Below are 21,713 nucleotides of genomic sequence, written 5' to 3'. Positions count from 1 at the left end.
TCGGTCCGGGCTTTCCCCGGATCGACCGTCTCACTTGCCGATCAGAACCGACTTGCCGATCAGCTTGCCCGTAGGCAGGTTGTAGACCTCGATGACCCGGCCCTCCGGCCCCACCACGGTCACGGCCACCTGGTCGCCGCTGACATTGGTGGCGACGATGTCGCCCTTGGTGGCAATCTCGATCACCGACTTCCACGCTTCGCCGGTGGGCACCGACGGACCGCCCATCTTGGATACCCGGAACAGGATGGCGACGAACACCGCCAGCACGCCGATGCCCAGCGTTCCCATGGCAATCATCATCATCCGCTTCAGCCGGGCCTGAACGCGTTCCAGCGTCGGATCGAGCGGCGCTTCGTCGCGATCGGTGTCCATCGGATCTGCCATGATCTTGCGTTCCTTGCCTTATGTGGGCTAACCCGTGGCGATGTATCGAAATTGGCGCGGTTTGTCGACGCCGGTGTGGAGATGAGACCATGACAGGCGCCGACCAGACGGAAATGGACGACATCGAGGTCGAGGACGACGCCCTCGAAACCCTGACCGCCGACTTCCCCGCCGACGCGCCGAAGACCCGGCTCGACAAGGCGCTGGCAGACGCCTTTCCCGACATCAGCCGCTCGCGCCTCAAGGTCCTGGTGGAAAGCGGCAATGTCTGCCTCGATGGCCAGCCCGTCACCGACGCCTCGCGCAAGATCGCTGGCCCGGCCCGCCTCGAAGTGCGCGTGCCGCCCGCCGAGCCGGCCGAGCCGCAAGGCGAGGACATCCCGCTCGACGTCGTCTACGAAGACGACCACCTCATCGTCATCAACAAGCCCGCCGGGCTCGTGGTGCATCCCGCTGCCGGCAACTGGACCGGCACGCTCGTCAACGCTCTGATCCATCACTGCGGCGACAGTCTGTCCGGCATCGGCGGCGTCAAGCGCCCCGGCATCGTCCACCGGCTCGACAAGGACACCACCGGCCTGATGGTTGCCGCCAAGACCGACAAGGCGCACGCGGGCCTGGCCGCGCAGTTTGCCGACCACGGGCGCACCGGCGCACTCGAACGGGCCTATCTCGCGCTCGTCTGGGGCAGCCCCGAGCCCTTCCGCGGCACCATCGACGCCCCGCTCGGCCGATCGCAGACCGATCGCACCAAGATCGCCATCCTCAAGCACTCCGGCAAGGAAGCCATCACCCACTACGAAGTCGCCGAGCGCTTCCCCCCGCAGTCGGGTCGCGCCGCCGTCGCCTCGCTGGTGGAATGCCGCCTCGAGACCGGCCGCACCCATCAGATCCGCGTCCACATGGCCGCCGCCGGTCATCCGCTGGTCGGTGATCAAGACTACGGCCGCCACTTCCTCACCAAGGCAAACAAGCTGCCCGAACCCCTGGCCAGCGACGTCCGTGCTTTTCCGCGCCAGGCGCTTCACGCCTTCTTGATAGCCTTCGAGCATCCTGTGACCGGGGAGCTCTTGCGCTTCGAGAGTGAGCTGCCGCAAGATATGGAAAAGCTGATCGAGGCTTTTGGCGAGCTGCAAAGTTGACATCACGCCGCTGAAATCCTCCTGAGGCTACCTATATAGGCGGTTCGACGTGCTCACAGGTAGGCGCTGAACCGTCGAGCCGGGGTCCAAGATGGAACCGGCAGCATTCAAGGGGGGGTGCTATATGGCCCGTGCGACTTTACCGATGATCGCCGCCGGAGAGGGCGGTCTCAGCCGCTATCTCGACGAAATCCGTCGCTTCCCGATGCTTGAGCCGCAGGAAGAATACATGCTGGCCAAGCGTTACACCGACTATGGCGACAGGGACGCGGCGCACAAGCTCGTCACATCCCATCTTCGCCTGGTTGCCAAGATCGCCATGGGCTACCGTGGCTATGGCCTGCCCATCGGCGAGGTGATCTCGGAAGGCAACGTCGGCCTGATGCAGGCCGTCAAGCGCTTCGAGCCCGAGAAGGGCTTCCGGCTCGCCACCTATGCCATGTGGTGGATCAAGGCCGCCATCCAGGAATACATCCTGCGCTCCTGGTCGCTCGTCAAGATGGGCACCACCGCCAATCAGAAGCGCCTGTTCTTCAACCTGCGCAAGGCCAAGAGCCAGTTGCAGGCGCTGGGCGACGGCGACCTGAAGCCCGACCAGATCGAGGCCATCGCCACCAAGCTCGGCGTCACTCAGGACGACGTGGTCTCCATGAACCGTCGCCTCTCCGGCGACGCGTCGCTCAATTCGCCCCTGCGCGCCGACAGCGAAGGCGGTGAGTGGCAGGATTGGCTGGTCGATGACCGCGACAATCAGGAAACGGTCATGGCCGAGACCGAGGAGCTCGACCAGCGCCGGTCCATGCTCCGCAAGGCCATGAATGTGCTCAACGAGCGTGAGCGCCGCATCTTCGAAGCCCGCCGCCTCGCCGAGGATCCCGTGACGCTCGAAGATCTTTCGGCCGAGTTCGGTGTCAGCCGCGAGCGCGTGCGCCAGATCGAGGTCCGCGCTTTCGAGAAGGTGCAGGACGCCGTCCAGGCCATGGCCAAGGGGCAAAACCTGCCGCGGACCATCGACGTCGAATGACCGGATTGTTCGGCAACCACCCGTGATCAAGCGCAAAACCGGCTCAGGTGTTTTCCTGTGCCGGTTTTATGATATTTATGATAATGTTTTCTCTTGCCGCTCATGCACCCAGAGTTGTGCAGTCCGGCAGTTTTTTGACGGAACGACAGATGAACAAGCATTGGTTTTCAGCAAATCGTGATGACAGTGTTTCTTTATCTGTGATCAGATAAGGGTCACATAGAGGTCGTAGCCAGCCGGTGGAGTCAAAGCCGGCGGATCCTTCTAGTCTGGCAGTAAAAGAGCGTCACGTAAATGGAACCCTTTGCCCGCCTTCAGCCGTCCAAGATGGTACCGCCCCTGCGGATGGGAACCGTTGGTGGTCCCTGCTGGCGCCTCTGTGACCAGAAGCCAAAGCACTTCACTCTCGTGCTGTTCTACCGCGGCTATCACTGCCGCTTCTGCAAGGAACAGCTGCAGGAAATGGAGTCCCGTTACGACGATTTTCATAAGCTCGGCGTCCGCGTCCTCGCTGTATCCACCGATACCAAGGAACGCGCGGAGTTGATGGTCGAGGAATGGGGTATCGACAAACTCACCGTCTGCTACGGCCTGACGCTTGATCAGGCGCGCCAATGGGGCCTCTACGTCAGCAAGGGCCTTGGCATGAACGCCCGCGGCATCATCGAGCCAGATTTTTTCGTCGAGCCGGCCATGTTCCTGGTCCGCCCCGATGGGACGCTCTTCTCCGGCATCGTCCAGACCATGCCCGTGGGCAGACCGCGCCTTGAGGACCTGTTGCGCGGCCTCGAATATGTCATCACCACCGGCATGGAGCCGCGTGGCACCTATGACGGCACGGGAGCACCCGCTGCACCCCGCGCCGTCGAGGAAGACTGCCTGTGTCAGGCGGAAGCTCACTCCGAGCTGCGCAGCTCCACCGCGTAAGTGTCGGTGACCGGCACGGATTTGATCAGCCCTGCGTCCTTCATGAACTGCGCAAAGCGCGTATAGCGGTCCGCCTGCAGCGCCCCCGGCGTCTTGGCAAAGCGCGGCAGGGTATCCACCCAGGCCCTGCGGTTGAGGTCGTCATTGAGGTCAGGGTAGGCCTTCACGAACATGGCCCAGGCGTCATCGGGGTGGTTGGTGAGAAACAGCGTCGCCTCTTCCACCGCCTGCAGGAAGGCCGGCAGCCGCTTGTCGCCGATCAGCGCCTTGTTGGTCACGTAGGTGAGCTCGTCATAGGCCGGCACGCCATTCTCTTCGGGGAAGAAAGCCCGCCCCTCGTGCCCTTCGATCTTCATCTGATTGAGCTCGAAGTTGCGATAGCCGCCGATCACCGCATCCACCTGCCCCGCCAGCAGCGACGACGACAGCGCGAAATTGACGTTCACCAGCTCCACGTCCGATAGGCTCAGATTGGCCTTCTTGAGGAACTGCCCAAGCATAGCGTCCTCAAAGCCAGACACCGAATAGCCGATCTTCTTGCCCTTGAGGTCGGAAAGCTGCTTCACCGGCCCGTCCTTCAGCACGATCAGCGTGTTGAGCGGCGTCTCGATCAGCGCGCCGAAGCGCACCAGCGGCAGCCCTGCCTCCACATCCAGCGTCAGGCTCGGCTGGTAATGCAGGGCGATCTCGGCCTGCCCGGCCGCCACCAGCCGTGGCGGCGCCGACGGGTCGGCAGGAGCCACCAGATCGACGTCGAGCCCATGGGCGGCGAAATAGCCCCCCTCCCTGGCGATCACCAGCGGCGCATGGTCGGGATTGACGAACCAGTCGAGCAGCACGGTCAACTTGTCAGCGGCGAAGGCATCGGTCGCCGCGATCATCAGACCGGCGGCACAGACGAGACTGCGCAGGAATTTCATGGGCTTCCTTCCTAAGTTCATATCGGGTGTCTTTGTGTTCTGTCTCAGGTCGTCTCGACCCAGGGGATGAGGCGCGCGGTCAGGCGATCGACCAGGATCTTGAGGGCGATGGTGGCCACCGCCAGCACGGTCAGCGCCGCAAACAACAGCGCCGTCTGCATGCGCGCATTGGCCTGCACCATGAGGAGGCCGAGGCCATGCGAGGCCCCCACCCATTCGCCGATCACCGCACCGATCGGCGCATAGACGGCGGCAACGCGGATGCCCGTCACCAGTGCCGGCAGCGCCGCCGGCACCCGGATCAGCCGCAGCAAATCGAACCGCCGCGCCTTCATCAGGCGCCCGAGGTCCATGAGACCGGGCTCGGTGCGATTGAGCCCGTCGGCAAAGCTGGACGCCACCGGGAAATAGATCACCAGCGAGGTCATCACGATCTTGGAGCTCAGCCCGAAGCCGAGCCACAGCACCAGGAGCGGCGCCAGCGCGAACACCGGCAGCGACTGGCTCACCACCAGCAGCGGCGACAGGAGCCGCGCCATCAGCGGCGACAGCGAAACGGCAAGTCCCGTGGCAATGCCGAGCGCCACGCCGGCGATCAGCCCCAGCAGCGTCTCGAACAGAGTGATGGCGGCCTCCGCCAGCAACCGGTCGCCATAGTCGCGGAAGGCGATCAGCACGTCGGACGGTGGCGGCAGCATGAAGACCGGCACATCCAGCACCATCACGCCCGCCTGCCACAGGGCAAGCACGATCAGAAAGGCCAGGGAAAACTGTACCGGCAGATTGGCAAGCCACGCGCGCCCGGATCGCCGCTGCGAGGCCGCCGCCAACGCGACGCCAGCCCCGGCATCCGCCGCTCCACCCAAGCTGTCGCCGTCCAACTCGCGCATCGCCAATCCTCGGATCTCCCGGCGCAATGACATCGTCACCGGCAGGGCGTCGTAAGGGTCGAACAGCGGCGCTTGTGAAGGATCAGGCAGGATCGGCCCGGTCTCCCCGGGCCATCCAACTCGTTCCGTCCCTACGCCGGCATGACCCGGGTCAGGTTCGAAGAGTTCGATCCGGCCACCCGGATCATCTCAGTCTTCCTGCAGAAGACACCCCTCGGAACGGCAACGACTATGGGCCGGAAGCGCCGCCGAGGCAAGCTTCAAGAAAAGCGTAGCCGGTTTGCGAAAATGCGCTTGCACTTCCCGAACCGGAACGATATATCCCCGCTCACCGCTGCGCTCCCATCGTCTAGCGGCCCAGGACGTCGCCCTCTCACGGCGAAAACACCGGTTCGATTCCGGTTGGGAGTGCCAAATTTCCCTTGGAAATCTATGCACTGACACTGTTTGCCTGAGGTTACCCCCTCACGGTAGCCACACCGTCGGCACGGCCACGTGCTTCACCCCTGCCGCCCGCAGCCGCTCCGCTGCGCGTTCGACGCCATCGCGCTCCATCTTTGCCCATTCCCGCGCCTCGCCGCGCACGCCGTGATGCTGGAAAGCGTTGAGGCGGATGCGGGTTTCGGGCGAGAGGTCCAGTACGAGGCGCGTCAGGGCGTCGATTTCCGCGTCGAGGTCGGTCTCGCCGGGGATCATCAGGAGGCGCAGCTCGCTGAGCTTGCCCGCCGCTGCCAGCAGCCGGGCCGAAGCGATGGAGCGCTCGTTGCTGCGCCCGGTCAGCCGGCGATGCCGGTCGGGATCGAAGGCCTTGATGTCCAGCAGCACGCCATCGGTGAACGGCAGCACCGAAGCCCAGCCGCGCGGTCCGAGATGGCCGTTGCTGTCAATCATGCAGGAGAGATGCCTGAGATCCCCAGACGTCTTGAGGGCGGCAAACAGCGCCGACACGAAGCGCAACTGCATCGTCGCCTCTCCCCCCGAGACGGTGATGCCGGTCAGGAAGGCCTGCGCCGTGCGGATGCGCGCCAGCACATCCGCGACGGTCATCGTCTGCACCATCGGATTGGCGTTGATCGGACAGGTCCTGAGGCAGGTGTCGCAGGACGTGCAGGGCGCCGGGTCATGGACCACCCGCCCATCGCGAAGGCTGAGCGCCCCGGAGGGACAGGTGGCCACGCAGGCGCCGCAATGATCGCATTGGCCGATGGTGTGCGGGTTGTGGCAGGCAAGGCAGCGATAGGTGCAGCCTTGCAGGAACAGCACGAAGCGATTTCCAGGCCCGTCGACCACGGACCAGGTGAGGATCTTCGAGACTTGCGCCGTCAGCGCGCCGCGGGCCTCGGCCGCCCCGCGGGCGTCGCCGTCAGCCAACGGCGCCGACCGCCAGTTCGAGCCCGACCACGCGCGGCTTGCGACCGAGGATGCCGACCACTTCGGCCGCCTCTGCGCCCAGCGAGGTGGTGTTGGTGCGCGAGCCCTTGGCCTCGTTGTAGAGCTTCACGTCCGACAGGCGGATCATGAAGCCGGTGACGCGCACCAGATCATTGCCGGCCACATTGGCGGTGAACTCGCGGAAGCCCATGGCAAGCGCGCCCTTGGCCAGCTGGAACACGGCCTCGGGGTTGCCGCGCACCGTCTCATCAAGCGTCAGGATTTCCGACACGCCGGAGGCATAGTGCTGGTGATGCGGCAGCAGCGCCCGCACATGGCTCACCGGGTCAGGCTCTTCGCCATAGGGAATGCGCACGCCGGGCGTCACGCCAGCGTCCGAGCTGATGCCAGCCTGCGAATGCAGCATGGCCGCGCCGCGCCAGACATTGTCCATCGGTTCGCGCGCCACCAGATCGGCGAGCAGCGCCGAGATGCGCGCGCCGAGCGCATTCGCTTCGCTGTCATGGCCATAGCGCCCAGCCTTGCCGGCCATCGCCTGCAGGTGGTTCACGGCCTCGGCCATGGCGAAGATGCCGAACATGGCAGTGAAGCGCTCACGCTCGATCCAGCCTTCCTCCACCAGGAAGGACGACTGGAAGAAGCCCGACTGCTTGTGCAGATAGTCAACCCGCGCCCGCGTCAGCCGCGCGTTCAGCGCGACATAGCGCGGCAGCTGCACATTGAGGAAATCGGCCTCATCGGCACTTGCCTCGGCCACCTTCTTGAGGTTGATGCGGGTGAGCGTCGAAGCGCCGCCACACAGCGGCAGCGCGTTGTAGCAGCTGACGATCGCATAGCCACGCGCGTCGAAGGTCGCCGCATGCACCGGATGATTGGCGATATGCGGCTTGGAACAGGCAATGATGTTGTCGGTGCAGAGCCGGAGGATGTCCTCCCCGCTCACCTCGGGATCGTAGAGGAAGGTGAGGTTCGGCGCGATCTGCTTGAGTTCGGCATCCACCTTCAGGATCGTCCGGGCAACCCGGTTGTCGGTCGGGCCGATGTTGGCATGCATGAAGGCGTCTGGCAGCACCCGGTCGAGATAGCGCCAGAACAGCTTGATCTTGCGATAGAGCTCGTCGTCCGACACGCCGTCGCAGAAGGGCAGCAGCAGCGCGTCGAGGTGGCCGATGAACACCGGCATGCCGGTCACGGAGGGCACGTGATGATAGGCGATCATCAGCGTGTTGATGGCTTCATCGAGCGTGGTCGGCACAGGCAGTTCGAGATAGGCCGAGCCCTTGCTCAGCACCACCGCATAGTCGGGCAGCACATAGCGCGGCTTGTAGGGGGCATGCCCCTCGTACATGTCGCAGATGATGCGCGCATCCAGCGCGGCCCGCGTCTCCGCGTCGAGCAACGGATAGGGCAGCATGTTCTCCGCCTGCACCGCCAGCGCATGTTCCTTCTGCTTGAAGGACAGGGTCTGGTCGCGCACGATCTTGCGGACTGCAGTCATCTCTTCGGACATGGGAGGCATCCTGAACGTGAAAATCCCCGGCAGCGAATACTACGCTCGCCGACACCGGTTTTCCATGATTACACGCCCTGTCCGTACCCGTTCCATACGTAGATATACGTTATCTTTCAATAGATTGAAGCAAGTCTGCGCTTATGAACTGGCAAGCCCTGTCAAGCTGCCTTGCGCCGCCGCCCAACCCGGTTGGAAAAATGCGAGATCATCGTCGCCAGGAGAGGCTCGTCCACCAGAAGGGCGGCGTCCTCGGCCTTGAACCAGCCGATCTCCCGCTGCCCTTCCTCCCGAAACCCCTCGACGCTCCCCGAGACCTTCAGCGGAAAGACGTCGACGGTCACGAAGGCAAAGCAATCGCTGAGCCGCTTCCAATAGAGATAGCTGCCGATCGAGATGCGCCCCACCTTGCCCGTCACGCCCGCCTCTTCCAAGGCCTCGGTGGCAGCCGCCTCGTGATCCTTCAGCCCCTTCATGGGCCATCCCTTCGGAATCACCGCGCGGCGCGTGTCACGGGAAGAAATCAGCAGGAACAGAGGCACACCTTCCGGCGTGATCCTGTAGGCGAGCGCCGCCACCTGCCGTCTTTTCCCCCGCTTGGCCATCCATGCCGCTCCACTCGCAAAATCAATCAACGGGAGCCGGATAGATTGCCCCCTAGGCAATTAGCCAGCTATCTACATAATTGTAACGACATCCACACGTGATGCGAACGACATAGGTCAAAAACAGTTCCGACATGAATACCGCCGTGAAGATGGCACCACCCCGTGACCGCGGCATCTCCGTCCGACGAGCGGACCGCGGCACTATCAATATCCCGAGGCTTGCCCCGCCAGCCCAAGGCCCGAGGACCGCAGCCTCAGAACCGTTGTCTGGAAAAGAGAAAACCCATTCCGGGCGAAAACCCGGAATGGGTATATACGAACCATGGGTTCGGATTCATTCAGGACTGCAACAGCCAGACCTCAGCCCCATCCTGGCGCCTCTCCCCAGCATCCCAGCTGGGCATGACGCCCTCAAGGCGAAATCCGGCCGATCGCCGCCTTGCTCAATAGTCGTCTTCGTCGTCGCTCTTGCGCGCGGTCATGGCGTTGAGCTTGGCGAACACGGCGTCCGCGTCGATCTCGTCCTCTTCCTCGCGGCGCGAACCGGACTTGAAGCCGGCCAGAGCATCCGCCGAAGTGGTCTCTTCCACCGGCAGCAGGGTCTGCTCCAGCACCTTCTCCGGCGAGGCCTTGCCGGCCTTCTCGACTTCCATGTCCAGCTCGATCTGCGAGCACAGACCCAGCGTCACCGGATCGGCCGGCGACAGATTGGCCGAGTTCCAGTGCGTCCGGTCGCGGATCTGCGCGATGGTCGTCTTGGTGGTGCCCACCAGACGCATGATCTGCGCGTCCTTGAGTTCGGGATGATTGCGCACCAGCCAGAGGATCGCATTCGGGCGGTCCTGGCGGCGCGACACCGGGGTGTAGCGCGGGCCGCGACGCTTGGCCTCGGGCACACGCACCTTCGGGTCCTGCAGCTTCAGGCGAAGACCGCCATCCTTCTCGGCGCGGGTGATGTCCTCGCGGCTCAGCTGGCCGGTGAGGATCGGATCGAGCCCCTTGATCCCCTGCGCGGCCTCGCCGTCGGCAATGGCCTTCACTTCCAGGGGATGCAGCTTGCAGAAAGCGGCGATCTGATCGAACGACAGGGCCGTATTCTCGACCAGCCAGACGGCCGTGGCCTTGGGCATCAGGGGGACGTTCGACATGATAAAATCCTTCTCATTGGTCCACCGGCTCTCGCCGGCGGCCCGCCGTCTCGTATCACGATGACTTGGGAGTGAGGCCCTTATACAGATCCTTCGGCCGCTTCGCAATTCAAGAACGCATGGTTTGCGCCCCTTTCAGTGCACCTTCAGCAGGATCTTGCCGATATGATCGGCCTCGAGCCGCCGATGCGCCTCGGCCGCCTCACGGAGCGGCAGCACCGCTTCGATCACCGGCTTGATCTGCCCCCTGGCGAGCAACGGCCACACCTTCGCTTCCAGCGCACGGGCAATCTCCGCCTTGAAGGCCGGATCACGTGCCCTCAGCGTCGAGCCCGTATGGGTCAGCCGCTTCAGCATCAGCTTGGTGAAGTTCACCGTCGCCTTGGGACCGTTGAGGAAAGCGATCTGGACGATCCGCCCGTCCGCCGCCGCCGCGTCATAATTGCGTTCCACGTAGTCGCCACCGACCATGTCGAGGATCACGTCGACGCCCTTCCTGCCCGTCGCCGCCTTCACCGCCGCCACGAAATCCTCGTCGCGGTAGTTGATGGCGATATCCGCCCCGAGCGCGCGGCAAGCCTCGCACTTCTCGGCCGACCCCGCCGTCGCGAACACCCGCGCACCGAAGGCCTTGGCCATCTGGATCGCCGTCGTGCCGATGCCGCTGGTGCCGCCATGGACGAGAAAGCTCTCGCCGGCCTTGAGGCCGGCCCGATCGAAGACATTGGACCAGACGGTGAAGAAGGTTTCCGGCAGCGCCGCCGCCATTGTCGCGTCATAGCCCTCCGGCCAGGGCAGGCAGCTGCCCGCCGGCGCCGCGCAATATTCGGCATACCCGCCGCCGGCCACCAGCGCCGTCACGCGGTCGCCCACGCGTGGCGACACCACACCTGCCCCGACGGCCACCACACGCCCCGCCACCTCAAGCCCGGGAATGTCTGGCGCGCCCGGCGGCGGCGGATAGCCGCCCTCCCGCTGCAGCGCGTCCGGGCGGTTGACGCCGGCAACGTCGACAGCAATCAGAACCTCGCCGGCGCCGAGCGTGGGCACCGGACGCTGGACGGGCTTCAACACCTCCGGACCACCCGGCGCGCTGATCTCGATCGCGGTCATGGTTTGCGGCAAGTCGGTCATGAGCTCTCTCTCACAGATCCCCAGGCAAAACCCAGACTAACCGGCAAGGCGCAGGATCGGGCTTGGCTCCGCCAACCGGGAAAGCCTTGGACCCGCGGCGGACAGGGGGAAGATCCCGGGCCGGGTGCCATATCGGGATCAAGCCCTACACCTTTCCGCTTCGCTTGACACTTGCGACTTACTGCCATTCCATCCCCATCAAGCAAGCAGGCTCACGACCGGAAGGCAGCAAGCATGATGATTGACGACGACACCCCAAAGAAAAAGCCGAGCTACGAAGTTGGCCGCGATGTCTCGGCCTTTTCCGTTCAGGAGATCGATGAAACCATCCTGCTTCTGCAAGAAGAAATTAACAGATTGACTGAGCTCAAGGGCTCGAAGATGAACACGAAATCTGCCGCCGAGGCCCTGTTCAAATTCTGAAGGCTTGTTTCGAAAATGAAAATTGACCCGAAGCGAGACAAAGCGCAGGCCACCAAATCAAAATGCGCCGCATTGTTAGCTATTGATTAACCTATCTGAGTTATTACTCTGGTGATCCAAGGTTTTGGATCCCTGAGTGGCTCCTGTCACTCTTTTTGACGCCTCCCTGTTAAACTTTTTGAGCCGCCTCTAGCGGCTCTTTTTTTATGCCCGGACACCGACGCTGTCTGCACGGCCTCGGCTGGTCTGCACAAAAAGTGCGACTCAAATCCGGATGACGCGGGCCCCTCCCTCTGTTAACCTTTTATTAAGAACTTATCTTGACCGCCGAGGTCAAATGCCGTCCTTGGCACATGGGTTGCCAGTCAGGAGCCTGATGACACGCAAGGCGTACCATCCCGAGACGACCGACGTGCCGACAGGGCCGTTGGATATCGGGGACAGTGTAACGCCAAGGCAGGTTGACCGCTGTGCGCCTTGAGGATTTCGGCTTAGGAAGCCAGCCTTGGTGCCCGGTAGCCGGCTTGCCGATGAGTTTTAGTAAAGGGGTTTTGGCATGAGCGAGTTCCCGATCAATTCCGTGAGCGAGTCCGGCGCCATCGATTTCGGTTCGCGGGCGGTCAACTCCGAGCTGTTCCGCGAACTCTTTCGCGACGGCATGACGCTGGTCGAGGAAACCGCCGCCTATCTCGACGGCCCCGGCCGCAGCGAGAGCCGCGCTCTCAGCCGTGCCGCCACTCTCACCTATTCCACCGAGTCCATGCGCCTGACCACGCGCCTGATGCAGATCGCCTCCTGGCTCCTGCTGCAGCGCGCCGTCAACGAGGGCGAGCTGTCGCTCGACCAGGCCAGCTCGGAAAAGAACAAGGTGCGCCTCGACAGCCCCAATCCGTTGATGTCCGGCCCGCAATGGGACGACCTGCCGGCCGCCCTGCGCGACCTGATCGAGCGGACCACCCGTCTGCACGAACGCGTCCGCCACATGGACCGCGCCATCTACGCCGCCCGCACCGTCGCCGCCAATCCGGCCAACCTGATCGCCCGCGATCTTGACCGGCTCGCCAGCGCCTTCGGCGCCCGCCGTCTCGATTCGTGACACTCCTGACGAGGCGGGACGCAGGCCTGGCGCCGCTGTCCCGCTTCTGGCCTGTCCTTCACTGACGCTGCCATGCCCCCAAACAAAAACCCCGGCGATCGCTCGCCGGGGTTTTTTGTCGTCGAACGCCAGGCGCCCGATCACTTCGTGGCGAACAGGCCGCCGAACTTGTTGTTGAAGCGCGACAGACGGCCACCGCGGTCCATCAGCTGCTGGGTGCCGCCGGTCCAGGCCGGATGCGACTTCGGGTCGATGTCGAGGTTCAGCACAGAACCTTCCGCGCCGAAGCACGAACGGGTGACGAACTCGGTGCCATCAGTCATGACGACCTTGATGGAGTGATATTCGGGATGAATGCCCTGCTTCATCGCTTCGGTCCTTTTGTTGTCCTGTCAGCCTTGAAGGCCGCAGCGGCGACGCCCGCGCGCGGGGTGCCCGATGTTCAATTCCTGCACGGTCGCAACAGGCTCTGCGTCCCTTACGAACGAAAGCCGCCAACGGCACCCGATGGCGGCCCATAGCCAACTCACGACGAGATCGCGGCCTCTATATAACAAAGGGGCGCCGGGAACAAGCGGCCCGAGCCCCCAACTTTCAGGATTCTGTGACTTGCCGTCGCGCATTCGGCATGATCAACCCTTGCAAGTAAACCAGCTGTCCGGATAGCCGCACGATCATGACCGACGAGACCGCCGCCAAAGCTCCACGCCGCTCCAGCCTGAAGCCGCTGAGATCCATGCTGCCCTTCGCCGCGCGCTACAAGGGGCGTGCCTTTGCGGCCCTCGGTGCACTGGTCGCCGCCTCCGCCGCCACCCTCGCCGTCCCCATCGCCGTTCGCGGCATGATCGACAACGGCTTCGTCGCCGCCAGCGGCCACAGCATCAACCAGACCTTCTCGGTGCTGATGGTGGTGGTCAGCTGCCTCGCCCTCGCCTCGGCCCTGCGCTACTATCTGGTGATGACGCTCGGCGAGCGCGTCGTCGCCGACGTGCGCGCCGCTGTCTTCAGTCATCTGACCGAACTTTCTCCCGCCTTCTTCGATACCGCCCGGTCTGGCGAGATCGTCTCGCGCCTCACTGCCGACACCACCCAGATCAAGGCCGCCGCCGGCTCCAGCGCCTCCATCGCCCTGCGGAACCTGTTTCTCTTCTTCGGTGCCGCTGTGATGATGGTCGTCAGCAGCCCCTGGCTCTCGTCCATCGTGCTGGCCGCCATCCCCCTGATCGTGCTGCCGCTGGTCGCCTTCGGCCGCACCGTGCGCAAGCGGTCGCGCGAAGCCCAGGACACCCTGGCCGACGCCAGCGCCTATGCGCAGGAGGCCATCGGCGCCATCCGCACCGTCCAGGCCTATACCAGCGAAGTGCTCGTCACCTCCCGCTTCACCGCCGAGGTCAACCGGGCTTTCGACGCCGCACGCACGCAGATCCGCACCCGCGGCCTCCTCACCTTCGTCGCGATCTTCCTGGTCTTCGTCAGCATCATCTCGGTCTTGTGGATCGGCGCCCGCGCCGTTGTCGCCGGCGACCTCTCGGCCGGCACGCTCGGCCAGTTCGTGCTCTACGCCGTCTTTGCCGCTGGCGGCCTCAGCGAGCTCAGCCAGGTCTGGGGCGAGTTGACTGCCGCCGCCGGCGCCGCCGAGCGCTTGGCCGAAATCCTCGAGATCAGGCCAGCCGTCACTGCCCCCGCCAATCCGCAGGTCCTGCCGCCCAAGGCCCTTGGCGAAATCCGCTTCGAGGGCGTCTCCTTTGCCTATCCCTCCCGCCCCGACATGGCGACGCTGACCGATCTCAGCTTCGCCATTCGTCCCGGCGAGACCGTGGCCATCGTTGGCCCCTCCGGTGCCGGCAAGTCCACCGTCTTCCAGCTGCTGCTGCGCTTCTACGACCCCGCCGCCGGCCGCATCCTCGTCGACGGCGTCGACGTGGCCCGCGCCGATCCCCGTGACGTCCGCCGCCGCATGGCGCTGGTCGCCCAGGACCCGGTCATCTTCGCCGCCGACGTGCGCGACAACATCCGCTTCGGCGCGCCGGGAGCGACCAACATGGCGGTCGAGCAAGCCGCCGCCGCCGCTCACGCCGACAGCTTCGTCAACGCCCTGCCTGAAGGCTATTCCACCCAGCTCGGCGAGCGCGGCGTCACCCTGTCCGGCGGCCAGCGGCAACGCATCGCCATCGCCCGCGCCATCCTGCGCGACGCACCGGTCCTGCTGCTCGACGAGGCCACCTCCGCCCTCGACGCCGAGAGCGAGCGCCTGGTCCAGGCCGCCCTCGACACGCTGGCCAAGGGCCGCACGACGCTGATCATCGCCCACCGCCTCGCCACCGTCGTCGGGGCCGACCGGATCCTGGTGATGGACGGCGGCCGCATCGTCGAGGAAGGTACCCATGCCGAACTCGTCGAGGCAGGCGGCCTCTACGCCCGCCTCGCACGCCTGCAATTCGAAGCCTGACCGCCACACCTGAAAAGCAGAACGCCCCGGACGGGATGCCGTCCGGGGCGTTCGTTCATTCAGCGTCCACTCATTCAGCGGATCGGGCGATACTTCGGCGCCCACATCTTGTCATGCACGCGGCGCAGGATCTCCGCGTCATTCATCTTCGGCGTCAGGCCTTCGGCCAGAGCCTGCTTGGACACGGCGACGGCGATGTGGAAGGACACGTCGCGCATCTTGTCGAGCTTGGGCAGCAGACGGGCGCCCGGGGTGCTCTTGGCCGGCGACAGCTCGGCCAGCGCGCGGGCGGCGGCGAGGAACATGCCGTCGGTCACGCGGGTCGACTGCACCGCCAGAGCCGCAAGACCGACACCGGGGAAGATGTAGGAGTTGTTGGTCTGGGCGATGTGATAGGTCTTGCCCTTGTACTCAACCGGCTGGAACGGGCTGCCCGTGCCGATGATGGCGCGGCCGTCGGTCCAGGTGATGATGTCGGCCGGCTGGGCCTCGACGCAGGACGTCGGGTTGGACAGCGGGAAGACGATCGGCCGGTCCACATGGCTGGCCATCTCACGGATGATTTCTTCGGTGAACATGCCCGCCTGGCCGGCGACGCCGATCAGCACGGTCGGCTTGGCATTGCGCACCACGTCGAGCAGCGAGGCCTTGCCTTCCTGATCGAGCTCCCACTCGTTGAGGAGCTTGCTGTCCTGCACGAAGCCGAGCTGGAAGGTGTCGAGGTTCGGCGTCTGCTCGGTGACGAGACCGTAGCGGCCCACCACGAAGAAGCGCTTGGCGGCTTCGTCGGGCTCGAGGCCGGCTTCCACCATGGCGCGCTTGATCAGGTCGGCGATGCCGATGCCGGCCGAACCGCCGCCGAGGATGGCGATGCGCTGCTCGGTGAGCGGCGTGCCGGTGATCTGGATGGCCGACAGCAGCGTGCCGGTGGCAACCGAGGCCGTGCCCTGGATGTCGTCGTTGAAGGTGCAGAGCTGATCGCGATACTTGTCCAGCAGGCGATTGGCGTTGTTCTTGTGGAAGTCTTCCCACTGCAGCAGCACGTTGGGCCAGCGCTTGCGAACGGCAGTGACGAAGGCTTCGATGAAGTCGTCATATTCCTGGCCGCGCACGCGCTCATGCCGCCAGCCGAAGTACATCGGATCGGCGAGGCGCTCGAGGTTGTTGGTACCAACGTCGAGCGTGATCGGCAGAGTAGCGGCCGGATCGATGCCGCCGCAACCCGAGTAGATCGCCAGCTTGCCGATGGGGATGCCCATGCCACCAATGCCCTGGTCACCAAGGCCGAGGATGCGCTCGCCGTCGGTCACCACGATGCACTCGACCTTGTCGAAGCGCGGGTTGGCGAGGATCTGGTCGAGACGATCCTTGTTGGGCAGCGACAGGAACAGGCCACGCGGACGGCGGTAGATATGCGCGAACTGCTGGCAGCCGGCGCCGACGGTCGGCGTGTAGATGATCGGCAGCAGTTCGTCGAGATGCTCGGTAATCAGCGCGTAATACAGCGTCTCGTTGGTGTCCTGCAGGTCGCGCAGGAAGACATAGCGATCAAGATTGGACGCCAGGCCGCGCACGCACTCAAGCTGGCGGGCCACCTGATCTTCCAGGGTCTCGACCTGGTCCGGCAGCAGGCCGTGCAGATGGAAGGCATCGCGCTCCTCGACGGTGAAGGCCGTGCCGCGATTGAGCAACGGATTCTCGAGAATGGCCTGATCCAACGTCACCGACGCCACCACGGACGCGTCGATTTGGCTGCCTAGATTGGTAAAGTCGTTCATGATGGCCCTCTATCCTGTCCAGATCGAACCGAAACCATGCGAAGCGGGTTGTTCTCGCCTCGGGGCTTAGCCGAAAGTCTTATTCATCGCCCCTTCTACTGCGCTCATCTGCAACCAAAATCTTCAGTAAAAACACGAGCTTCATTGGTCGCACGGGGACTTAATGCGTTAAGTTGCCCGCCTCGACTTACTTTATCGGTTTAGTCGCAATGCAACATGATCTGCGTTGACGTATATCAACGCCAGCACCCTCGCGAAAACTTTAAGCGGAACTTCCGCCCCACATAATCGCGCCCTTGGCGGCGAAAATGACGATGGCTGTGATCGATTTCATCACTAGCTAATCGAAAATCGACAAGTAAATTGAAATTGACGCTCAAGCCATGCTGTCATCGCATGGCAAAGCCCCTCGCTGTCCGGGGATACCCGTACGGCGAGGCTTCAACAGGATTGGAGACAGGGGACCCGGGCGGATCAGCCGGGGCTCACCGCCCCGGCTCTTGCGTCATTTGCGCTTGGGCAGAACGCCCTTGGTCAGGAACTTCTGGGTGCCATGCTTGGCGCCCACGCGCTTGCCCTCGCCACCCGAACCACCGGTACCAGCCGGCTGGAACGACGGAATCAGGTGGTGTTTGCCGTTGCCGATCAGATCGGCACGCCCCATGGACTTCAGCGCGTCGCGCAGAAGCGGCCAGTTCTCGGCGTCGTGATAGCGCAGGAAGGCCTTGTGCAGGCGGCGCTGCTTCAGCCCCTTCACCGTCTCCACCCGTTCAGATCCGCCACGCCGCACCGCCTTCAGCGGATTGACGCCCGAATGATACATGGCGGTCGACAGCGCCATCGGCGACGGCAGGAAGGTCTGCACCTGGTCGGCGCGATAGCCGTTCTTCTTGAGCCACAGCGCGAGGTTCATCATGTCCTCGTCGCTGGTGCCAGGATGGGCGGCAATGAAATAGGGAATGAGGAAGTATTTCTTCCCCGCTTCCTTGGCCGCCGCGTCGAACAACTGCTTGAACCGGTCATAGGCCCCGATGCCCGGCTTCATCATCTTGGAAAGCGGACCGTCCTCGGTATGCTCGGGCGCAATCTTCAGATAGCCGCCCACATGGTGCTTCACCAGTTCCTTGATGTAGGTCGGGCTCTTCACGGCGAGGTCGTAGCGCACGCCGGAGGCCACCATCACCTTCTTCACCCCGGGCACCGCCCTGACCTTGCGGTAGAGCTGGATCAGCGCCTCGTGGCTGGTGTTGAGGTTGGGGCAAATGTCCGGATAGACGCAGGACGGCTTGCGGCACGCACTCTCGATCGCCGGATCCTTGCAGCCGATGCGATACATGTTGGCCGTGGGGCCGCCGATATCGGAGATGATGCCGGTGAAGCCATCCGTCTTGTCGCGGATATGCTCGATCTCCTTGAGGATCGACCCCTCGGACCGGCTCTGGATCACGCGTCCCTCATGCTCGGTGATCGAGCAGAAGGAACAGCCGCCGAAACAGCCGCGCATGATCGTCACCGAGAAGCGGATCATCTCCCAGGCCGGGATCTTGGCGTCGCCATAGCTCGGGTGCGGCCCGCGCGCATAGGGCAGCTCATAGACCCCGTCCATCTCCTCCGTCGTCAACGGGATGGGCGGCGGCGTCACCCACAGTTCGCGGTCGCCATGGCGCTGCACCAGCGCACGTGCATTGCCGGGATTGCTCTCGCGATGCAGAACGCGCGAGGCACGGGCATAGGTCTCCGGATCGGCCGAGACCTGCTCGTAAGCCGGAAGACGGATCACGGTCTTCTCGCCGCGCTGGCGCGCGCCCTCGTCGGCACTGTCGATGTCGTCGGCATGCGCTTCCGTCCAGCCCTCGGGCACCGACGACTTCATCAGCGCCACGCCGCGGACGTCATCAAAGGTGGCGATATCCTCGCCCTTGGCGATGCGGTGGGCTACCTCGACGATCGCCCGCTCGGCGTTGCCATAGAGCAGGATGTCGGCCTTGGAATCCACCAGCACGGACCGGCGCACCTTGTCCGACCAGTAGTCGTAGTGTGCAATGCGCCGCAGCGACGCTTCGATGCCGCCGAGCACGATCGGCACATCCTTGTAGGCCTCGCGGCAGCGCTGCGCATAGACATTCACCGCCCGGTCGGGCCGCTTGCCGCCTTCATTGTTCGGCGTATAGCTGTCGTTATGGCGGATTCGCCGGTCGGACGTATAGCGGTTGACCATGCTGTCCATGTTGCCGCCGGTCACGCCCCAGAACAGGTTGGGCTTTCCCAGCGCCTTGAACGGCTCGGCACTCTGCCAGTCGGGCTGCGACAGGATTCCGACCCGAAACCCCTGCCGCTCCAGAAGCCGCCCGATCACCGCCATGCCGAAGCTCGGGTGATCCACATAGGCGTCACCCGTGACGATGATCACATCACAACTATCCCACCCCAGCGCCTGCATCTCTTCGCGGCTCGTGGGCAGGAACCGGGCCGTCCCAAATCGGGCGGCCCAGTATTTCTTGTAGGAAAAGATCGGTTTCGCAGCGTCCATCATGGGCGGGTGTTTAGCAGAATTTGTGGGCTCGGGGAATTCTCCCCGAGAGCCATATTACGTATGCATACGTACCCAAATTCCAGACACGAACAAAGCACTCACCAAACCAAAACACACCCACCAGCCTCAACTCAACTTGAACTCGTAGTCACCTATAACCATGGACAAGAACGGCACACGCATTGTCCAGAGCCGAGCCTTTGCCCTTGCATTATTAGGGTTAATTTTCAAGTACTCTCTAAGGTGAGCGCGAGCAACCTTCCGTTCTTTTGCTTTGTAACGAGCCTCTGCTGCCGCACGAAGATAGTTCGATCGAGCGGGCTGAAGCTTGAAAGCAGCAAGGAATGCATCGGCAGCGATGCTATACTGCTTCGCAGCCAACGCTGTCCTAGCTGCCATTTCAGCTTCCTGGGCAGTCTGGATCACGCCCCCCGCATCAACAGAAAGACTCTCCTTCCAGATGATTCGTGCAGGAACAACACCGCTTCTCAGCTCCGGCGCCAACGCCAAGAATCTCGGCTCGTCAACTCCATACAAGTCGTGGAACGTGATCCCATTCAACAACGCGACGTCACCCAACATCGGCCTTCGCAGATAACTGTCTAGAATCATGGTACTTGCTTCGGAAGACAACAAGGATAGCTCTGGGGCAACCGGCGAAATTTCCCGGTAATCCTTGGCCATTGCAACTGCACCCGCGTGAGCAAGGTCCACGAATACCTTGCGCCCGTCGTCTCCTGGAATAATTTGACCAACAGGAGAGTAGGCGCTTCCATCCCACTTAATGCGCACCGTTGAGTCTTCAACACTGCAAACCAGGCTCTCATACACAAAGCGATGCGTGCATATCCCCAGAGACGGATTATTGTCAGATCCGTATTGGGAGAGGAACCCTCTGAGGTCGAGTTGGTTTTTGCCCCCGGAAGAAGAACCGAATACGGCGAGATAGTAGCCTTTCAATTCTCGGCCCAAGAAAGAAGACAACGCGTCCTGCATCGTGCCTGCATACCCGATGTCGACGACAGCGTGCCTTCCGTTTCCGATTCCGCTCGCAGCGAGGTAGCCCTCCAAACTCGATCTCTCGTCTGCTGCAACCGCGAGAAAAAGCTCTTCGCACTCTTGAATAAGCGCCTTCAATGCTCCCCTATCCACGTCATCATAGATCAGAGTAGATGCATTCTCAAAACCGTGGCGCTTGAATATATCTATGGAGATGTCAGATACATTCACACCATAATTGGCCTCCAGCCAGTTACCGATCGATCGCTTATGAATCGGACGCGACAATGGCTGGAGTAGATCGAACCTGTTCCTCATGGCCGGCACACGAACCATTCTGCGTGAGCAGTAAAGGTACTCGGTCTCAATCCCATATTCGCTAGCAGGAAAGAGTTCGTCAAACACGCGTTTCATTATCAAGCCGTCTCTGGACAGGAAGTATAGCTTCTCAGTCCGATCCGCTTTTGCCTCCCTAAACAACCAAAACGCGAACCCCAACATCAGAGGACCTAAAGCAGAGTACCCGAAACAAAAAGGGTCACCGCCGAAAAACTCCGTCTTGTGGCGATCCTCACGTACATCGAAAAAGCGATCGGCAACCAACTTTTCGACCACGCTCTTTGTAAGGGACCAGTGCTTCTTGCCCGCCTCCGCGAGGTTGACGCCAAATACACTAGACTCCCGAAAATTTTCCATAGAGCGAGGCAAATGGATCGTCAGAATACCCAAACTCTCGGGCACAGAAACATCACCCTTCGAGTTGTCGCCCACATGAATCAACTTCGACGCATCAAGATGCAACTCATCAAGGATGTATCGAAAAAGGTCGCCGTCCCGTTTCGTCTTCCTCAGTTCACTTGAGAGATAAATTCGCTCGTAGTGTTCAATGCCGGCGACAGCCAAGAGACGCTCAATCGCATTGCGATCGAGATACATGTCTGACACCAGGATAATCCGCTTCCTGCGCAGCTGAGCATAACTAAAAAGATCTCGCCCGATAGGCCGAGAGGCGGTGCATTCAACTTCCGTACTTATCTCCAGATTTTTAAGGGCGGTGAGTACATCTCCCTTAAGCCCGGTCAGTTCGCCGATTTCGTCGTAAATCTCATCAATCGACACTTCATTGACACCGAGCAGCTTGGCGCTTTCCAAGGCATGCTTCTCGGCGTGGACTCGGATAGAGGAAAAATCTGTTATCAAACCTCCAGACAGACGATGGGCCTGCCCTTTCATATGATGAAATACATCGCGCGGGGAGGCGAAACTGCGTCGGATAAGTGTATCAAATATGTCAAATGATACGACGTCTGCTTTGTCGATCAAGGACTTGGACTTGGCAATGTCGAGCACGGT

At 62.7% G+C, this 21,713-nt stretch carries 18 protein-coding genes, 1 tRNA gene and 1 riboswitch; of the genes, 7 read left to right on the top strand and 12 right to left on the bottom strand.

Translation table 11 applies throughout. The features are described from left to right. Positions 1–30 precede the first annotated feature (30 nt). Positions 31–387: a hypothetical protein gene (locus tag L2I41_RS15505; protein WP_237154481.1), complete on the bottom strand. Its 357-nt coding sequence runs from the start codon at positions 385–387 to the stop codon at positions 31–33. A 113-nt stretch (positions 388–500) separates the two neighbouring features. Between L2I41_RS15505 and L2I41_RS15500 the strand changes: the two genes are divergently transcribed. The 3 genes from L2I41_RS15500 (at position 501) to L2I41_RS15490 (ending at position 3,480) form a co-directional block, all read left to right on the top strand. Next, positions 501–1,529 carry an RluA family pseudouridine synthase gene (locus tag L2I41_RS15500; RefSeq protein ID WP_390634301.1) on the top strand — a complete coding sequence of 343 codons (1,029 nt, stop codon included), beginning with the start codon at positions 501–503 and terminating at the stop codon, positions 1,527–1,529. Between the two features lie 124 nt (positions 1,530–1,653). After that, complete coding sequence (gene rpoH / locus L2I41_RS15495) at positions 1,654–2,553, top strand: RNA polymerase sigma factor RpoH (RefSeq protein ID WP_237154479.1); 900 nt, start codon at positions 1,654–1,656, stop codon at positions 2,551–2,553. Positions 2,554–2,847: 294 nt separating this feature from the next. Then, positions 2,848–3,480 (top strand): peroxiredoxin-like family protein, encoded by a 633-nt coding sequence (locus L2I41_RS15490; protein WP_237154478.1) that lies wholly within the window; start codon positions 2,848–2,850, stop codon positions 3,478–3,480. Here the strand turns inward: L2I41_RS15490 and L2I41_RS15485 are convergent. Both L2I41_RS15485 and L2I41_RS15480 read right to left on the bottom strand, forming a co-directional pair. After that, positions 3,450–4,400, bottom strand: a complete 951-nt coding sequence (locus L2I41_RS15485; protein ID WP_237154477.1) for an ABC transporter substrate-binding protein — start codon at positions 4,398–4,400, stop codon at positions 3,450–3,452. The two genes, L2I41_RS15490 and L2I41_RS15485, sit on opposite strands and share 31 nt — an antisense overlap. Positions 4,401–4,444: 44 nt before the next feature. Next, on the bottom strand, positions 4,445–5,290 hold the full coding sequence (locus L2I41_RS15480) for an ABC transporter permease (protein ID WP_237154476.1): 846 nt from the start codon (positions 5,288–5,290) through the stop codon (positions 4,445–4,447). A gap of 111 nt (positions 5,291–5,401) precedes the next feature. Beyond that, a riboswitch (TPP riboswitch) is annotated at positions 5,402–5,515 on the bottom strand. A gap of 113 nt (positions 5,516–5,628) precedes the next feature. Here L2I41_RS15480 and L2I41_RS15475 point away from each other — a divergent pair. Continuing rightward, a tRNA-Glu gene (locus L2I41_RS15475) sits at positions 5,629–5,704 on the top strand. Between the two features lie 51 nt (positions 5,705–5,755). Here L2I41_RS15475 and L2I41_RS15470 read toward each other — a convergent pair. From L2I41_RS15470 to L2I41_RS15450, 5 genes are all read right to left on the bottom strand, one after another. Further along, positions 5,756–6,661: a YjjW family glycine radical enzyme activase gene (locus tag L2I41_RS15470; RefSeq protein WP_237154475.1), complete on the bottom strand. Its 906-nt coding sequence runs from the start codon at positions 6,659–6,661 to the stop codon at positions 5,756–5,758. Then, positions 6,654–8,192: a YjjI family glycine radical enzyme gene (locus tag L2I41_RS15465; protein WP_237154474.1), complete on the bottom strand. Its 1,539-nt coding sequence runs from the start codon at positions 8,190–8,192 to the stop codon at positions 6,654–6,656. The genes L2I41_RS15470 and L2I41_RS15465 overlap by 8 nt, the downstream gene beginning before the upstream one ends. Positions 8,193–8,353: 161 nt before the next feature. Then, positions 8,354–8,797 carry an NUDIX hydrolase gene (locus L2I41_RS15460; protein WP_237154473.1) on the bottom strand — a complete coding sequence of 148 codons (444 nt, stop codon included), beginning with the start codon at positions 8,795–8,797 and terminating at the stop codon, positions 8,354–8,356. 446 nt (positions 8,798–9,243) lie between these two features. Continuing rightward, on the bottom strand, positions 9,244–9,948 hold the full coding sequence (locus L2I41_RS15455) for a DUF1013 domain-containing protein (protein ID WP_237154472.1): 705 nt from the start codon (positions 9,946–9,948) through the stop codon (positions 9,244–9,246). A 135-nt stretch (positions 9,949–10,083) separates the two neighbouring features. Beyond that, positions 10,084–11,082, bottom strand: a complete 999-nt coding sequence (locus tag L2I41_RS15450; protein ID WP_237154471.1) for an NAD(P)H-quinone oxidoreductase — start codon at positions 11,080–11,082, stop codon at positions 10,084–10,086. Between the two features lie 234 nt (positions 11,083–11,316). Between L2I41_RS15450 and L2I41_RS15445 the strand changes: the two genes are divergently transcribed. Then, entirely contained in the window at positions 11,317–11,505 is a 189-nt protein-coding gene (locus L2I41_RS15445; RefSeq protein WP_237154470.1) for a DUF1192 domain-containing protein, read from the top strand. Positions 11,506–12,061: 556 nt separating this feature from the next. Continuing rightward, on the top strand, positions 12,062–12,601 hold the full coding sequence (rcdA, locus tag L2I41_RS15440; RefSeq protein WP_237154469.1) for a protease adaptor protein RcdA: 540 nt from the start codon (positions 12,062–12,064) through the stop codon (positions 12,599–12,601). Positions 12,602–12,741: 140 nt separating this feature from the next. On the opposite strand, the gene rpmE is transcribed toward rcdA, so the two are convergent. Then, entirely contained in the window at positions 12,742–12,969 is a 228-nt protein-coding gene (rpmE, locus tag L2I41_RS15435) for a 50S ribosomal protein L31 (RefSeq protein ID WP_237154468.1), read from the bottom strand. A gap of 308 nt (positions 12,970–13,277) precedes the next feature. Here rpmE and L2I41_RS15430 point away from each other — a divergent pair, with 308 nt between their 5' ends. Further along, on the top strand, positions 13,278–15,050 hold the full coding sequence (locus tag L2I41_RS15430; RefSeq protein WP_237154467.1) for an ABC transporter transmembrane domain-containing protein: 1,773 nt from the start codon (positions 13,278–13,280) through the stop codon (positions 15,048–15,050). Positions 15,051–15,124: 74 nt separating this feature from the next. Here L2I41_RS15430 and L2I41_RS15425 read toward each other — a convergent pair whose 3' ends face one another. The 3 genes from L2I41_RS15425 to L2I41_RS15415 form a co-directional block, all read right to left on the bottom strand. Next, a complete protein-coding gene (locus L2I41_RS15425; RefSeq protein WP_237154466.1) occupies positions 15,125–16,828 on the bottom strand; it encodes an NAD-dependent malic enzyme in 1,704 nt (567 codons plus the stop codon). Between the two features lie 505 nt (positions 16,829–17,333). Next, a complete protein-coding gene (locus L2I41_RS15420; protein WP_237154499.1) occupies positions 17,334–19,358 on the bottom strand; it encodes a YgiQ family radical SAM protein in 2,025 nt (674 codons plus the stop codon). A gap of 129 nt (positions 19,359–19,487) precedes the next feature. Then, complete coding sequence (locus L2I41_RS15415; RefSeq protein ID WP_237154465.1) at positions 19,488–21,710, bottom strand: HAD-IA family hydrolase; 2,223 nt, start codon at positions 21,708–21,710, stop codon at positions 19,488–19,490. Positions 21,711–21,713: the final 3 nt, after the last annotated feature.

Source organism: Oryzibacter oryziterrae (assembly GCF_021864535.1).
In the GTDB taxonomy this organism is placed as follows: domain Bacteria; phylum Pseudomonadota; class Alphaproteobacteria; order Rhizobiales; family Pleomorphomonadaceae; genus Pleomorphomonas; species Pleomorphomonas oryziterrae.
This window is presented reverse-complemented; position numbering and strand designations above follow the sequence as displayed.